The organism is Bacteriovorax sp. BSW11_IV, from assembly GCF_000447755.1.
GTDB lineage: Bacteria > Bdellovibrionota > Bacteriovoracia > Bacteriovoracales > Bacteriovoracaceae > BSW11-IV.
Map to the genome: position 1 here is coordinate 132,578 of NZ_AUNE01000045.1, position 15,598 is coordinate 148,175.

The window sequence follows — 15,598 nt, forward strand, 5'->3', positions numbered from 1 at the left end:
CATTGATTCTAAGAGGGGATTAAGGCATGGCCTATAGCGAGTTAAAGAAACTTAAAAAAGTTGAAGCAAATGAAAATGAGAGATTTTTTATTCGCTATCTCGTCGTTGGAAATGACTTATTTGCAGTGGAAACTTACCGCTCTTTAGTTGCTAAACATGGTGAAGAAAATGTTCGTCTTCTTACTTCAGTTGAAATCACCAAAGAGCTTTTACGTGTAAAAGGTCCTAGCACAATTCGTGGTGAACAAAATATTTCATATATTGAAAGAAACGCAGAAGAATTAATCACTTTCAAATCAGATAAGATGTCTCGCTTTTACAAAGAACTAAAGTTTAAAAAGTTTGGAGGTCGTTCGAAATCTGAAACTTTACTTTGGGGTGAAGAGTATTACACAACTCCAAAAATCACTATCGATTTAGAAAAGAAATTTCCGATTCTATCAGATGAAGAACTTGTTAAAGAAATTAATAACAAGGCCGTTAAGAATTACATTCGTTCAGTGAATAGAGTTTTAGCAAATGATCTTGTAGATAATGCAAGTTATGAAGTTGAATGTGCTAACGGAAAAATGTTTGCCTGTGAAAAGTTGTTTTGGTCGCTTGGTCCATCACAATTTCTTCATTTTTTTGAAGCTAAAAACAAATTAAGTGATGGTTTCATTGAGTTTTGTGAAAGTACACAAACGCCTTCTGCGCTATATATTCGTTATATTTTTGATAAACCAATTTGCGAAAAAACATATACGATGTTTGTTCCATTAAGTTATACGCATGAATGGGGTCATTTCATTGGTGATTTTGAAGAAAAAGAAGGGAAGCAAACAGTAGAGTTTGTTCACTTTATTGATAAAAATAATACGACTGATGAAGAAATAAGCAGAAAAATCAAACTTTTGAAAAAAAATATTGAAAAAATTTTTCCTGATTCTAAAAATATTTCGTCTCAAGAATTCATCACAATCACTGACGAGACGATGAGTCTAAAAATTGACGACACTCTCTATGAAACTCTAAAGGGTGAGCATACGAACCTTACATTTATCAGCTTTAATGCACCTCTTGTTGTTTCAGCCGATAAAAACGAGGAGTGCGCAGATTCCAGTGAAAGTGTTTCGCACCTTGTTAGGGCGATGAAGGTTCAGTCAGAGTTGGCGAATATTCTCTAAAGATTTACCAAAAACACAGTGATTCTAGAGTATTGACAAAATTTCAAAAGGCCTTGAAGATTTAAGGTAATAACAAACTGAATTATTTCGTACTGTTTTTAACTTAAACGATTACAAACTAGGGATGTAATCAAATCAATCAAGGAGATGATCGATGAAAAAGCACGTACTACTAGCAACTGGTCTTGCAGTACTTTCAACAAGCGCTTTCGCTACTAAAGCTAGAATGGAAGCTCTTGGTCAAGACAACAACGGTGGATTTTACATTCAAGACGACAGAAACGTTTTCAGAAATGCTTCTGCTCTTAACAACACAAAAAACTACCTAGTTACTGAATGGGGTCAAGATTCTAAAGCTGAAGGTGGATTCTTCAGAGAAATGGGATCTTTCGCTTACGGTTTATACCTAGGTAACGACGGTGACGATAGACCAACTACTCCAGCTGGTTTCGAAAATCAACAAAACTCTATTGACCTTATGTTCGCTGGTGACATGGGTGTTAAATGGGGTGCTAGAGTTCATTACTCTGACTTCGATAACAAATCAACTAACAAGTCTGCTGAAGGTATGGGACTTGGATTTGGTATGGAAATGGGAGACATCAAAGCTTACGCTAACCTAACTCTTAAAGATGAGTCTAAAGGTTCTACAGCTCTAGCTGCTGATAAATTTGACGGTGACCGTATGAACGTTGGTGCTTCATACATGTTCTCTGGAATGACTTTCTTTGCTGACTACGACAAGTCTACAAAAGAAGTTACAAACAACGCTGTTAAGTCTGAAACTGATTACACTAACCTAACAATTGGTGTTGGTAAGATCATGGAAGTTTCTTCAACTGCTAGAGTTTTCACAGATGTTGCTTACGCTACAACTGAAGAAAAAGTTAAGTCAGGAACTAAGACAACTACAACTTCACTTCCACTTACTATCGGATTTGAAGCAGATGCTACTTCTTGGTTAACTCTTAGAGGATCAATCTCTCAAAACGTATTCATCAACGAGAAAAAAGTTGGTTCTGTTAAGGAAACTCAAGGTAACACAACTGACGTAGCTGCTGGTGCAACTCTTAACTTCGGAAAACTTAAAGTTGACGGTGTTATCGGTAACGACACTACAAACGGTGAAAACGGTGCTCTTAGAACTGACGAACTTATGTCAAAAGTTGCAGTTCACTACTGGTTCTAATTTAAATAAAAAATCGAGCCTCCAAGTTTGACTTGGGGGCTTTTTAGCATTCGCGGATTTAATATTCACGGAGGAATGAAATGAGAAAGCTTCTTTCTACACTAGCGATCGCAGCAGTTTTTGCTCCTGCAGCTAATGCCACAACTGCGAGAATTCTAGCTCTTGGTAATCAAGAAATTGATGTTGAGGGTTCATACTATATTGAAGATAACAGAAATATCTTTTTAAACGTTGCTAATATGCACGACTTTGCTGACCAAGTAATTATCGAATGGGGTAAGAACGGTAAAGTAAACTCTGGTGATAGCGCAACTAACAACACTGTTGTTACAGATTACGCTCCAAAGGCCCAAGGTGGGATGCTTAAGAAACACGGAAACTTCGTTTACGGGGTTTACCTTGGTAATGAATCAAATACTTCTTCTATGCTAAGAATTCTTGGTTCTTCTCAAGCTGCTATTGTTGCAGGTGCTGCAACAAACAGTTCTGCTACAAGTCCACACCTTTTAGACACAACAGATAACCAACTTGATCTATTTTTTGGTTGGGAAGCTGCTGGTCTTAAATGGGGTACAGGATTCCTTTACTCTAAAGACGAAAACAAAGGAACTCAAAAAGAAGAAGATAAGGCCATGGCAGCTCGCTTTGGTGTAAAAGCTTCTAATTGGGATGCTCACGTTAACCTTTCACTTGCTTCAACGTCAAAAGAAACAGTTGCTTTCACGGGAGCTCTTTCTGGTCTTGGATCATTTGATCATGAGTTTGACGGAAAGTTTGGTATTCATGCTGGTGGATCATACCACATGGGTAAAAACACTCTTTGGGGATATGTAAAACACTTCTCTTGGGAACAAAAAGATTCTTTTGATTGGGCAACTAAAGGTGCAACAGTTAACTCTGCATCAGCTGGTTCATCTGCTAGAGCTAAAACAGGTACTTCAGAAGGTGAATTCACAACAATCCAAGTTGGTTGGGGTGCTAAGCACGAAGTTGGTGAAGGTACACTATTTACTTCAGTTCACCTAGACAAGAAAGATATCGAATTAACTCTTGCTTCAAAAGCTGAAGTTTCAGTTACTAAGATTCCTCTAGTTCTTGGTTACGAAGCAAAAGCTACTGAGTGGTTAACTCTTAGAGGTTCTGTTACTCAAAACCTTTATGGTAAATCAGACAACAAAAACCTAAGTAAACTAAATGCTGCTGCTGAAAATTTAGCTAAAGCAACTTTTGGTGGAGAAGGTAAGACAACTATCGCTAACTCAACAGATGTTAGAGCTGGTGCTACACTTACTTTTGGAAAGTTAGCAGTTGATGGTTTAATTGGTGCTACAAACACTAATTCAGCTACTACTGAAGCTGGTACATTAAGACTTGATGAGCTTATGTACAGAGTGGGTATGACTTACAAATTCTAATTAAGTAATTTACACGTCATAAAAAGAAGGCCTGGAGAAATCCAGGCCTTTTTGTTTTTAGAATATGTAACCAAGATTAATACTTAATGTATGTCCGTCAGCATCGTATTCAGGAGCACTCTTTTCTTTATAAGTACCCGTTAGGAATCCGTATTTTGCGTTGAATTCAATATTTGATGTTCTAAATCCTGCACCAATTCCATAGATTGAGTAGAATTCTTCTTCCTCTGATTCTGATGATGTTGATTTAGTTACTTCAACTTCTTCAGAGTTTAAGGCCAGAGCTGGTTTAATGTAGAAGTTTTCATTGATTTTGTATTCAAGCTCAAGTTCGATAGTTGAAATTGTCGTTTCTTTTTCGTAACCAGATTCTGTAACTTCACCTGATTCGTTTGAAACACTTGCTGTGAATTCAAGATTATCTAATGCATAGAGGTAGTTGATTTCAACGATTGATCTAGATGGTTGAATTAGGAATTTCCCACCGCTTTCATCACCTCTATTTTCAGAGTTCAGTTTAATGAAACCTTCAATTTGGTAACCATTATCATTTTCAAAGTTCTCATGACCAATACCAGCAAAGAAAGTTGTCGTTGAAACATCGTAGCTTGGGTTTGTCATTGGTACCTTTTCAGTTCTCTTCGAGCCAATTCCAAAACCAATGTAAGTTCCATTTTCAAGATTAATTGAAGCTCCTAGATCAACATCAGAAGCCGTTGTTTCATCTCCATTTTGTTCTTCACTACAAATAGAATTCACACCAAGAGATAATCCGAATGTCTCAGTTAGTTTGAATCCCATATTGGCAAGAACGACTGTGGAATCATTTGTTGATCTTGTTGATGAAGTTTGAGACTTAATACGACCAGATCCTAAAGCGTATTCGATTGAGAAAATCTCTCCGCCATATCCACCGCTGATAGAACCAATTTTTGTGTCTCCATTGGCCAGATTATTACCATTTTGTTCGATGTCATATTTAATGACATCATAACCTGCGCCTATAAAAGTTTTTTTCGTCCAGATTGTCGAAAGCGAATGCGATCCCGTTGTAAGGCGGTCACGGCTTCTCGTTGGTAGGATATTGTTGTCGGCGATGGCCGATACAGATGCGCACGCCAAGCTTGCACATACGATTGCTTTTCTCATCTTCTCTCCCTGAAAATAATCTTTTATTTATTTTGGAATAAAAGACGAGAAATAACAATCTTCATTTTGAATTTGTCTTAAGTTAGTTAGCTTTTCTTACCAAGTTTGCAAGTGTTTATCCCAAGCAAATGATAAGGTGGACACCAACCAACAAGTCCTGTCGCAACTGGTACAAGTCCCAATAAGAACCATAAATTTTGCGGGCCAATAAAGGCCATTGAACACAGTCCTAGACCAATAATGACTCGTGCAGCTCTTTCAATAGGATGAATATTTTTTGTCATAATAAACCCCTCTTAATAATTATTATCTCGCAAATTAATGATCTCCACACTTAATTTAGGAAAAATTAAGCGCGGCCTTTTAACATACCTTCCCAATACAGAAGTGGTAGCCCATAGAGTTTTAGAAGATACATAGAATATCTTTCTTGGGCCTGATCAAAAGGAAAAGTTTCGGCCGGGGTTCCATCGTAATCGAATTCCGCAAGAATCAGTGAACCGTATCCAGTTACAATCGGACAAGAAGAGTAACCATCATATTTAGCATTTAGAGGTTTTCCGTCCATGTATGAAATTAAGTTTTCAACTAACACCGGCGCTTCTTTTCTAATGGCCGCACCAGTTCTAGATGTCGGAAGTGAGCTGGCATCCCCGAGAGAGAAAATATTTTTAAAAGTGTTGTGTTGGGTAGTGTATTTATCAACGTCGACCCAACCATCTTTATCAGCAATTTGAGATTGTTTAATAAAATCAGGTGAACTCATTGGGGGAACAGCGTGGAGCATATCAAACTTTTTAACGACTTCTTTTTGATTTTTTAAATCCATAAAGATTGCTTCTTTTGATTCTCCTCGAACGGCAATGAGGTTGTGCTCATAAAAAGGATTGATCTCTTTTCTTTCGAGTACGTGCTCAAGGGCATTTCTATACTTTTCAACGCCGAAAATACGGGGGCCAGCGAGAGCGAATTGTACATCTACTTTATTTCTTAAATTATTTTTTCTGAAATAGTCTTCGGCCAGATAGAGTGCTTTTTGAGGTGCTCCTGCACATTTGATTGGCATTCCTGGTTGGGTAAATAGAGCAACTCCTTCTTTTAAAGAATGGATATTCTCCCAGGTTTTGTGAACCGTTTCGTATGAATAGTTGCTACATACTCCGTTTTTTCCAAGAGTATCTGTGAGTCCGTCAATCTTATGCCAATCAATTTGAATTCCTGGACAGACGATGAGAAATTCGTAAGCAACTTTATCGCCGCTACCGAGTTCTATAAAATTGTCAGTTGGGTGAAAACCTACAACTTTTTCTTTTAACCATTTAACGTTTTGAGGGATGTAATCTTTTTCATCTCGACATGATTTTTCTTTTGGAAAAATTCCGCCACCAACTAAGGTCCACATCGGTTGGTAGTAATGTTTTTCAGAAGGTTCAATGATAACAATGTCGAAATTTCTGTCCTGATGTTTTCTCTGTAGTTGTGCGGCAACTGTAATACCTGCTGTTCCGCCACCAACGATTACGATTTGATGTTTGTGAGTTGTCGTCATAAAAGCCTCCCATGTCATATTATAATCTCATGACCGTCAGGTTTTTAATGATGATTAAGATCAAACTTTATTTATAATAAATTTGTCGTAAGGCTTCGTAAGCCGCTGAAGTTGCAGCATTCGCAAGGTTTAGTGATCTTATGTGTTCACTGAACATTGGAAGTGCGTAGGTCTTGGTGGCGAATCTCTCAAGAATATCTTCAGGAAGTCCCTTGGTTTCACTACCAAAAACAAGATAGCAGTTCTCTTTGTAAGGAGCTTCATAGTAGGGGCTTTGTTGTTTGAAGCGGCTAAAGAAAATCAGATTGTCTGGTGATTCATTGGTAATGAACTCATCCCAGTTTTTATATTCAACAATCTCTACATACTTCCAGTAGTCAAGGCCAGCTCTTCTAACAGCTTTCTCTGAGAGGTCAAAGGCAATAGGGTGAATGATGATGAGACGTAAATTGAGTGCGACACACGTTCTCCCGATACTCCCGGTGTTGCCGGGAATTTCAGGAGAATAGAGAACTATATTAAAACGTGTGTCGTTACTCATAAATTAGCTATTTTTTAAAAAATCAACAAGTGTTCTAACGATTAGACCAGAAGCGCCTTTAGCTGGACAGTATGGTAGGTGTCCTTGGCTATCACCGATACCTGCGATATCTAAGTGGGCCCATGGAATATCATTCTTAACGAATTCACCAAGGAAAGATGCTGCTTTTGCAGATCCACCGAAGCTTGATTTTCCAATATTTCTTAGGTCGGCACAGTTCGATTTAATATCGTCACCGAATTCTTTAATAACTGGAAGTTTCCACATGTATTCATCAGTTGCTTTCGCACTTGCGATAAGCTTGTCTTGAAGTTTGTCGTCGTTACCCATAAGACCACAAATTTCAGAACCAAGAGCAACAAGAACTGCTCCAGTAAGAGTTGCAGCGTCGATGATTGCATCTGGGTTTTGATCACAAGCGTAGTCAAGACAGTCAGCAAGAACAAGTCTTCCTTCAGCATCTGTATTTAGAATTTCAACAGATTTACCATTTCTACCGTGAACGATTGAATCTGGCATTGTTGCAAATGAGTTTACTGCGTTGTCTGTGATACCAAGAATACAAGTGATTTTAACATTAAGTCCAAGTTCAGCAGCAGCTCTGAAAGCGGCATAAACAGTAGCTGATCCGGCCATGTCAAATTTCATATTCATCATTGAGCCACCTGGCTTAAGTGAGTAACCACCTGTATCGAATACAAGTCCTTTACCTACTAGAGCGATGTGCTTAGTATTTTTTGTTGCTTTTGCTGGAGTATAAGTTAGGTGAACTAGTTGTGGTTCAAATCCCGATCCTGAGTTAACAGAAAGGAATAGTCCCATCTTTTCTTTTTCAAGTTCTTTCTTTCCAAGAACTTTGCACTTAACACCTTTGAGTTTTGCAACGTCAGCTTTAATTCTTTTTGAGTACTCTGTACTTCTAAGAACGTTTGGTGGTTCGTTAACAAGATCTCTTGCGTAGTTGATTGCAGCAGTAACTGTTTTAGCTTCGTTAAGAGCAGCTTCTAGTTTTTTTGCTGCAGTTTTCTTTTCAGCTGAATCAAAAGTTACAACTTCAAGAGCTGTTTTTGTTTTTGCAGAAAGGTATTTATCAAAACTGTATGAAGTAAGGTAAAGAGATTCAGCAATGGCCTGAAGTGTTTCAGCATTGTGAGATCCTTTTACAAATCCATCAAGCTCAACAGAAACATTTGTGTATTTCTTATTGATTGCTTTGTAGATATTTGCAAAAGTTTTTCTTAGTGATTCAAGTTCAAGATCTTTCTTGTCACCAAGACCGATAACCATAACTTCTCTTCCATCAGCAAGAGCGAAGAAATAGTTTTCACCTTTTCCAGCTTTGAAAAGCTTTGAAGATTTTTGAGCATCAAAAGAAGTTTTGAATTCTTTTGCCCAGTGAGAAGATACTACTTCAGTAGTTGCTTCTTTCTTTTTTCCTTTTGCTTCAGTTTTCTTTTGAAAAGCTGAAACAATAACAAGTTCTTTTCCAGAACTTTCTTTTGCGCCTAGATTTAACTTTAATTCCATGAATAATCTCCTAGGATATTTACTAAAAAGCTTGCGCTTTATTGTTTATTGCTATTTGGCGGTATAAACTATCATAGTACATTTCAAATTGCCATTTTTGAGGTAAAACGAAACATGCTTAAGGTTTCAGAGCGCTATTTAGTCGCATCTTTCATTCCGCCCTTTATTTTTAGTACCCTGTTTTTCGTGGTCTTTCTACTGACGTCACAACTCTTTCGCATAACACGTGTTGTTACAAAAAAAGGCGTCGAGTTTGGGCAGGTCATAGAGATCGTGACCCAAATTGCAGTTTCATTTTTACCGATGGCGATTCCCTTATCGGCTTTTTTCTCAATTATCTATACTCTAAATAAAATGAGTGAAGACTCTGAGGTTGTGGCCATGAGATCGTTTGGGATGACTAAATTCGATCTTTTTAAGCCTTACCTGATTATCGGTGCGTTTATTTCCATGGCCGTTTTCTCATTGAATGAGAGTCTGATTCCATACTCAAGAACTCAATACCAGAATACTTTAATCAAACTTACGTCAAAAGGGGTTTTGATTGATATTAAGCCTGAGCAGTTTTTTACGGAGATTCCAGGTGTCACTTTATTTGCTGAGCACGTTGAGGAAAGCGGTGAGACCTTAAAGAATGTCTTCATTAAATTTGCGCGCAGTAGGGATGGCTCAGAGCAGATTATTATGGCGAAAAAAGGTGTGATCATTAAGCACACAGACGACGAGTGGGATGTGCCAACTCTAAGAATGAGACTTATTGATGGAAATATCTTTAAAACAACTGTCAGTGGAAAAAAAGAAAAAGTTGTTTTTGAGAAGTATGAATTCCCCATTATCGAAGGGGGAGGAAGTATTGGACTGGTTACTAAAACAAGTATGAAGACCAATAGTGAGCTGTCGCGAGAGATTCAAGAGATTGAAGGAACTTTAAAGACAAATATCTCAGAAAAAGAAAAGGACGATCTAGAAGGTGATTTGGCCAAACTCCAAAAGGAGTATTGGGAAAGATTCAATATGCCAGTTCAGTGTATAGTTTTTATTTTTCTAGGTTTTTGTCTTGGTATTAAGCAGGCAAGAGGCAAGGGCAGAAATACTTCGGCCATTGGTCTAGGCCTGATTATTTTATATTACACTCTATATTTTACAGGTGTGTCACTTTCGAAAAAAGGGGTTATCCCCGCAAGTGCCGCGGCCCTAGTTCCAAGCTTTATCGTTTTAATTATTTCTGTTTATTATTATCGAAAACTAGATTGGGCGAGTTAACCTCGCCCATATTAAGAATTATTCTTGCTCAATCTCATCAGAAGTAGAAACTGAACCATCTTTGTTGAAAACAAAAAGTGGTAGTCTGTATTTTTGAACACTTTCGTTAGGAAAAACTAAGCTCTTCACGCCAGATTTAGATGAAATATCAAGGAGCTTGTTGTTTAGGAAAATCTTAGTAACGTGTACATTTCCTAAAAAGACTCTGACTTCATCACCGCGGATCATGAGCATTTTACCTTCTTCAAGGACAAATTTCTTCACAGGATCATTGTCTGCTTTATAAGTAATCCAAGAGCTTCCTTCGACAGCATTGATGAAGATATTTTGCTTACCTTCTACAACTGAGTTTTTAAAATTCTCAGGGAGCCATTCTGTGAGTTCATCAGTTGATTTTTTGCTGATGGAGTAAAGAGGGGTTGGGATGGGGCGAAGTTCGAGTTTTTCGTCTTTCTTTTCATCCTTTTTTTCTTCTTTCTTTTCTTCTTTCTTTGGCTCTATTTTAGCTTCTACTTTCGGAGCTTCGACCTTTGTAACTTCAATAGGAGTTTCTTTTTGTTCTTCAATTTTTGCTAATTCTTCTTTTGCCTCGGCCAAGTTTTGAACTTCAACAGAAGGTCCATTTGTATCAACAACTGTTTCAGTTGTTTCTGGAACAACTTCATATTCTTTTTCTTGGAGAGTATTATTTGAAGCGGCCTCATTGGCCTGTTCATTATTTGATGCATTTTTGAATAAATAGAAACTAAGCATAACCGCTGCGACAATCACTCCAGCGATCTTTACAACTTTATTACTTGTCTCTTGCTTAATTTCAGTCTCAAGTGGATGTGGCGCTTCAACTTTAATCTCAGTTTCAGGAGAAGGCATGTGGAATTCTTCTTCATCTTTTCCATATGTCTTAATCAGCACATCTACAGCTTGGTCTTGGTTAAGACCAAGGATCTTAGCGTAGTTTCTTACGAAACCTTTTAAGTAAGCAATGTTTGGCAGTTCTTCAAAACGATTTGACTCTAATAGTTCTAGATTCGTTACACTGATTTTAGTATGGCTTGCTACAACTTTAATTGAGAGCTTCTTTTCTTCTCTCACTGATTTAAGATAGCTACCAATTGATTGTCTTGTTACGACAGCAGAGTGATCGTGTGAGTTTGTATTCACCTCGTTTTGCGTTTCGATAATTTCCTCGTCTGTTTTTTTGTCGTTAGTCATAATTTTGATCTTAGAAATTTGGAGATTCGAAGGTCTCTTCGTTTAACTCATCACCATTTTTTTCTTTTTCTAAGTTGTATTTTCGCCTAATTTCATCATTTTGTTTAATGGTGAACATTTCTTCCCTTTTTACCTTCTTCAATTCTAGATCGGCAGTAATTGCATAGGGGCTTTTTGGGAAGTTCTCTTTGATCTCGATGAATTTTTTTGTCGATAGATCATATTGGCGAAGATCTCTGTATGTCAGTGCCATAGCAAAGTGAGGCTCTACATTCGTTGTGCATGTTCCTTGAATAGAGCTTTTATACCACTCAAGGGCTTCTTGGTATTTATGTTCACCACGATAGATATTACCTAATTGGTAATTAGCAGCACAGTAATCTTGCTTAAGTTCAGATGCTTTTTTGAAATGCTTTATGGCCAAAGCGGTATCGTTTTTTCTCTTAGCGATAAGCCCAAGATTAAAATATGTTCTGAATTGATGTTGATAAATAAGATCAGATAAAACTAATTCATACTGTTCTTGTGCCTTATCAATATCTCCAAGAGTTAAGTAGATTGAAGCTAGATTATTGCGAGCATCTGAATTCTTCGGATCAACTTCAATAGCTTTTTTCAAATTAGTAAGGGCCAAATCATTTCTTTTTTTAAAAAAGTAGGCCATTCCTAAATTGTTCAAAATTTTTGAATCAACTGGATTTAATTCATTGGCCTGAAGAAGTAGAGCAAGAGCTTCCGTATAATCTTCAGACATTAATTTCTCAGTTCCATGAGTATAAAATATTTCTGCTTTTTTTGCTTCTGTACTATTTTCTTTTGGTGCATGAGCACAAGAAAATGCAAATAGAATTGTCAAAACTAGTCCTAATGACTTTCTCTTAATATTCATAGTATCTAACTCCTGATGACACTTTGTTTAATTTTAGTTGATTGCCTCTTGGAATGCAATTCTAGAGGCGCTTAAGAGTAACAATTGTTTCAAAGTGTCTCGTGCCTGGAAAAAGGTCTACGATATATATTTTATCTAGAGCGTACTGGTCAGTTATTGTCACAAGATCTCTTACAAGATTTGGACACTCACATCCGATGTAGATGATAAACTCTGGGCCTTTGAGCTCATTAACAAAATCTTTTATATTCTTAACACCACTGCGAGGTGGATCAAAAATTACAACATCAGGTTTTTTTGTAACAAGGGATGAAACTTGCTTTGGAGCATTTTTTCCATACAAATTGATTCGTTTGTAAGTTTGATGCTCTTTCGTTTTGATATGCTTTTCTTCGGTAGCATCTACAACTAGCGTCTCTAGGTGAGGGCTTTGTGCCGTTAGATTTCCACTTCCACCAAAAAGATCGAGGGCCGCTCCAGATCGCGTTGCTAGCATTTCTTTAACAAGCTCAATCATCTTCTCATTCATTTCTTGATTAACTTGAGTAAAACCACCTTCAGCATAGGGTTTGTTGAAAGAGATACTGACTTTTCCGTTTCTCTCGTAAAGTTCAATATGGCCTTCAGTCTTTGCGTCTTTTGGAATTATAGATTTCCAATTTTGGTAGAGATTTTTTAGCTCAACTTCTATGGCCTTTGTGGGCAGAAGACAATCTTTGGCACTAACAACAGATTCTTCCATGACATTTAAGTAGCCAAGTGTGTCTGCCTCAAGGTCGTAATGGAGTTGGATTCTGTTGCGATAATGATAACGCTCGGCAGCTTCTATGAAAATAATATCGTCAACTTTTAGCTCTCTAGAAAGAGGGATAAAGTGGCGAAGAAGAGCATTTTTCTTAAATAAAACTTCGTTATTATAGCCCGTGTGGAGGTAGTGACATCCTGGGCAATTTTCAAAAACAGGGCAGTCTGATTTTTGGCGTAAAGGCGAGTGTTCATCGATCTTTGCAACTTTTGCAAAGGCCACTTTCTTTTTCGTTCTAAGGATCTCACAAGTACCCGACTCATTTGGTAGAGTTTTAGGGATGAAGATGATTTGATCGTCTATTTTACTAACGCCTTGACCTAGAGGGTCAATATGAGCAATTGAAAACTTTTGTTCTTTCACGTTGACTCTTCTTTTTAAAGGGTGGAAAAAGTAACCCTAAGCATACTTTTACTGAATTAGTATTATCATTAAGTTATGTACCAAATATTACAGAAAATTCCGTTTTTGTTTGAACTCTTTTTCAATGGAACTTTTATCCTCTTTTATTCAATGAGGACAATGAATCGCGTTCCTGCGAACTGGAGTATTGAGCTCATTGATAATGGGCTGAAGTTTGGTGCAAAAGTTGTCCCTTTCATAATACTAATGTCGATGATTGTAAATTTTATCTCAGGTAAGGGGATAGAAGACTTTTTAAGAAAGCACGTTTTTTCAATTTTAGTCTTTGTTCCATTAATGATTACTTGGGGTGATTTAGAGTTTGCCTTCGGCCTTTGTTCGGCCCATCTCATTGCATCCGTTCTTTCTTTATATGATGACGATAAAGGGGGAACGATAGATCTTATTGAAGAGAAAGTGATTAGATCTTCATCTGAGATTTTAGGTGTTAAACTAAAACCGGCCCAGCTTGTTCTTCTTTCATTTGCAGCAGTTATCTTTATAGGGGCCTTTTTATTAAAGCTGCCAGTATCAAGTGCGACAGGAAAGAGTATTGATTTTATCGACGCCCTTTTTATGGCCACGTCAGCAACCTGTGTTACTGGACTTGGTTCAATTTCATTGGCCTCAGACCTGTCCTTATTTGGACAAATTGTCATTCTTATATTGATTCAAATTGGTGGACTTTCAATTATGACGCTTTATTCTTCAATGACTATCCTCCTTGGAAAGTCCATGAGAATGAAAGACCGTATCATTATGCAAGACCTTCTCGATGTCTCTTCGTTAGAAGAACTCTTCAGAATGATCATTGATATTATTACTTATACTCTTATGATTGAGCTATGGGGTGCGATTGTTTTGACGATTGCTTTTACTTTTGAAGGTTTTGAATTCTCAAAGGCCATTTACTTTGGATTCTATCATTCGATATCAGCTTTTTGTAATGCGGGGTTCGCGTTATTTGATAACTCTCTTGAGAGTTATGCTACGTCACCTCTTATCCATGGAACAATTGCTATTTTGATTACTCTTGGTGGTCTTGGCTTCATTACTCTAAAAGAATTAAAAGAAGTAATCGTTAAAAAGAAGTCTATCGTTAGACTAGGAGTTCACTCGAAAGTTGTGCTTGTAACTTCATTCTTTTTAACAATGTCTGGTTTTGTGATTATCTTTTTTGGAGAGTTCTTAAATGCACTCGACAATTATACTTTGTGGGAAAAAATCCAGATATCAATGTTCCAATCAGTAACGCTCAGAACTGCGGGATTTAATACAATCCCAATGACATCACTAAACAATTATACAATTTTTGCGATGATTCTTTATATGTTTATCGGGGGTTCTCCGGGATCAACTGCTGGTGGTATTAAAACGTCAACTTTGGCGATTCTTGTTCAATCAATTCGATCGACACTATCAGGTCATAAAGACGTTACAGTTTTTGATCGCAAGATTCCTTCGCAGATCGTTGTTCGCTCAATTGCACTGACGTTCATCTCTGTTTTCATTGCTTCATTCTTTGTCTTTCTAATGATGAAGTTGGAGCCTGAGCAAGGATTCTTGCCGCTCGTTTTTGAAGTTTTCAGTGCTTCGGGAACAGTTGGCCTATCTCTAGGGATTACAGGTTATTTAAGTTTTATGGGTAAATTAGCTATATCTGTCTTAATGCTTATTGGAAGAATTGGGCCACTAACTCTAATTCTTGCTATTGGTGAGAAGAGTGCGGGTCAGTCAAAGGCCGACTATCCTCACGGGCGTATTATGATCGGATGATTGGATTGGAGTTTTTATGTTAGTTGCCGTTATTGGGCTAGGAACATTTGGTGCGAAAACAGCTGTTAGACTTTATGAAAAAGGTGCAGAAGTTATTGCTATCGATAAAGATCAAGAGCTTGTTGATAAAATTAAAGATAGAGTAACTCACGCAGTTGCTCTAGATGTTACAGAGGAGAGATCACTTCGCTCTGTACACATTTCAGATGTAGACGTTGCCGTTGTTGCAATCGGGGATTCAATTGAAAACTCAATTATGGCCGTAACGATGCTTCGTAAACTTGGGGTTGGTCGTGTAATTGCCAGAGCTACTTCAACTCTACATGAGCACGTTCTTCATGAAATCGGTGCATCTGAAATTATTAAAGTTGAAGAAGAAATGGGTGAGATCATTGCTTCGAAGATTGTTGCCCCACACGTTCTTCAGCGCTACAACTTCGCTGCAGGATATTCAATTGTTGAGATCAAGCTTGGGAAGAAGTTTGAGGGAAGAACTCTTGTAGAGAGTAAGATTCGTCAGAACTATAACTTAAATATTGTCGCTCTTCAGAAGAAAGTTCCTTTTATTTCTGAAGATGGAAAATCTGCTTACAGAATCGACATCAATGACTGTCCAATGCCTATGGATGTTATTGAGGCCGATGATATCGTTGTTCTTGTTGGGAGTGAGAAGAACTTCAATAAACTATTTGCAGATCTAGCAGAGGGGTAACAA

At 37.5% G+C, this 15,598-nt stretch carries 14 protein-coding genes; 6 read left to right on the forward strand and 8 right to left on the reverse strand.

The annotated features are described in order from the left end of the window. Positions 1-26 precede the first annotated feature (26 nt). From M899_RS12555 to M899_RS12565, 3 genes are all read left to right on the forward strand, one after another. A complete protein-coding gene (locus tag M899_RS12555) occupies positions 27-1,166 on the forward strand; it encodes a hypothetical protein (protein ID WP_021271762.1) in 1,140 nt (379 codons plus the stop codon). Positions 1,167-1,320: 154 nt separating this feature from the next. Continuing rightward, positions 1,321-2,355, forward strand: coding sequence for a hypothetical protein (locus M899_RS12560; protein WP_021271772.1), 1,035 nt, complete (start codon positions 1,321-1,323; stop codon positions 2,353-2,355). Positions 2,356-2,435: 80 nt separating this feature from the next. Further along, positions 2,436-3,770: a hypothetical protein gene (locus M899_RS12565; protein ID WP_021271880.1), complete on the forward strand. Its 1,335-nt coding sequence runs from the start codon at positions 2,436-2,438 to the stop codon at positions 3,768-3,770. A gap of 57 nt (positions 3,771-3,827) precedes the next feature. On the opposite strand, the gene M899_RS12570 is transcribed toward M899_RS12565, so the two are convergent. The 5 genes from M899_RS12570 to M899_RS12590 form a co-directional block, all read right to left on the reverse strand. Beyond that, positions 3,828-4,919, reverse strand: a complete 1,092-nt coding sequence (locus M899_RS12570) for a hypothetical protein (protein WP_021271939.1) — start codon at positions 4,917-4,919, stop codon at positions 3,828-3,830. A gap of 86 nt (positions 4,920-5,005) precedes the next feature. Further along, positions 5,006-5,203 carry a YgaP family membrane protein gene (locus M899_RS12575; RefSeq protein ID WP_021271797.1) on the reverse strand — a complete coding sequence of 66 codons (198 nt, stop codon included), beginning with the start codon at positions 5,201-5,203 and terminating at the stop codon, positions 5,006-5,008. Between the two features lie 65 nt (positions 5,204-5,268). Continuing rightward, positions 5,269-6,468, reverse strand: a complete 1,200-nt coding sequence (locus M899_RS12580; protein ID WP_021271768.1) for an NAD(P)/FAD-dependent oxidoreductase — start codon at positions 6,466-6,468, stop codon at positions 5,269-5,271. Between the two features lie 67 nt (positions 6,469-6,535). Continuing rightward, on the reverse strand, positions 6,536-7,009 hold the full coding sequence (locus M899_RS12585) for a tRNA (cytidine(34)-2'-O)-methyltransferase (RefSeq protein WP_021271866.1): 474 nt from the start codon (positions 7,007-7,009) through the stop codon (positions 6,536-6,538). 3 nt (positions 7,010-7,012) lie between these two features. Further along, on the reverse strand, positions 7,013-8,536 hold the full coding sequence (locus M899_RS12590; protein WP_021271912.1) for a leucyl aminopeptidase: 1,524 nt from the start codon (positions 8,534-8,536) through the stop codon (positions 7,013-7,015). Between the two features lie 114 nt (positions 8,537-8,650). Between M899_RS12590 and M899_RS12595 the strand changes: the two genes are divergently transcribed. After that, on the forward strand, positions 8,651-9,799 hold the full coding sequence (locus M899_RS12595; RefSeq protein WP_034729205.1) for an LptF/LptG family permease: 1,149 nt from the start codon (positions 8,651-8,653) through the stop codon (positions 9,797-9,799). An 18-nt stretch (positions 9,800-9,817) separates the two neighbouring features. Here the strand turns inward: M899_RS12595 and M899_RS12600 are convergent, their stop codons facing one another. From M899_RS12600 to M899_RS12610, 3 genes are all read right to left on the reverse strand, one after another. Further along, a complete protein-coding gene (locus M899_RS12600; protein ID WP_021271828.1) occupies positions 9,818-11,011 on the reverse strand; it encodes a helix-turn-helix domain-containing protein in 1,194 nt (397 codons plus the stop codon). Positions 11,012-11,021: 10 nt separating this feature from the next. Beyond that, entirely contained in the window at positions 11,022-11,900 is an 879-nt protein-coding gene (locus tag M899_RS17885; RefSeq protein WP_021271765.1) for a tetratricopeptide repeat protein, read from the reverse strand. Between the two features lie 61 nt (positions 11,901-11,961). Next, a complete protein-coding gene (locus M899_RS12610; RefSeq protein WP_021271864.1) occupies positions 11,962-13,068 on the reverse strand; it encodes a class I SAM-dependent RNA methyltransferase in 1,107 nt (368 codons plus the stop codon). 75 nt (positions 13,069-13,143) lie between these two features. On the opposite strand from M899_RS12610, the gene M899_RS12615 reads away from it, so the two are divergent. Next, positions 13,144-14,883 (forward strand): TrkH family potassium uptake protein, encoded by a 1,740-nt coding sequence (locus M899_RS12615; RefSeq protein ID WP_081653829.1) that lies wholly within the window; start codon positions 13,144-13,146, stop codon positions 14,881-14,883. Between the two features lie 16 nt (positions 14,884-14,899). Continuing rightward, positions 14,900-15,595: a potassium channel family protein gene (locus tag M899_RS12620; protein WP_021271886.1), complete on the forward strand. Its 696-nt coding sequence runs from the start codon at positions 14,900-14,902 to the stop codon at positions 15,593-15,595. Positions 15,596-15,598: the final 3 nt, after the last annotated feature.

Coding starts and splice junctions, on each gene's coding strand:
- M899_RS12585 (WP_021271866.1), bottom strand. CDS start 7,009: ATGAGTAACGACACACGTTTTAATATAGTTCTCTATTCTCCTGAAATT.
- M899_RS12615 (WP_081653829.1), top strand. CDS start 13,144: ATGTACCAAATATTACAGAAAATTCCGTTTTTGTTTGAACTCTTTTTC.
- M899_RS12555 (WP_021271762.1), top strand. CDS start 27: ATGGCCTATAGCGAGTTAAAGAAACTTAAAAAAGTTGAAGCAAATGAA.
- M899_RS12570 (WP_021271939.1), bottom strand. CDS start 4,919: ATGAGAAAAGCAATCGTATGTGCAAGCTTGGCGTGCGCATCTGTATCG.
- M899_RS12595 (WP_034729205.1), top strand. CDS start 8,651: ATGCTTAAGGTTTCAGAGCGCTATTTAGTCGCATCTTTCATTCCGCCC.
- M899_RS12560 (WP_021271772.1), top strand. CDS start 1,321: ATGAAAAAGCACGTACTACTAGCAACTGGTCTTGCAGTACTTTCAACA.
- M899_RS12620 (WP_021271886.1), top strand. CDS start 14,900: ATGTTAGTTGCCGTTATTGGGCTAGGAACATTTGGTGCGAAAACAGCT.
- M899_RS12580 (WP_021271768.1), bottom strand. CDS start 6,468: ATGACGACAACTCACAAACATCAAATCGTAATCGTTGGTGGCGGAACA.
- M899_RS17885 (WP_021271765.1), bottom strand. CDS start 11,900: ATGAATATTAAGAGAAAGTCATTAGGACTAGTTTTGACAATTCTATTT.
- M899_RS12600 (WP_021271828.1), bottom strand. CDS start 11,011: ATGACTAACGACAAAAAAACAGACGAGGAAATTATCGAAACGCAAAAC.
- M899_RS12590 (WP_021271912.1), bottom strand. CDS start 8,536: ATGGAATTAAAGTTAAATCTAGGCGCAAAAGAAAGTTCTGGAAAAGAA.
- M899_RS12565 (WP_021271880.1), top strand. CDS start 2,436: ATGAGAAAGCTTCTTTCTACACTAGCGATCGCAGCAGTTTTTGCTCCT.
- M899_RS12575 (WP_021271797.1), bottom strand. CDS start 5,203: ATGACAAAAAATATTCATCCTATTGAAAGAGCTGCACGAGTCATTATT.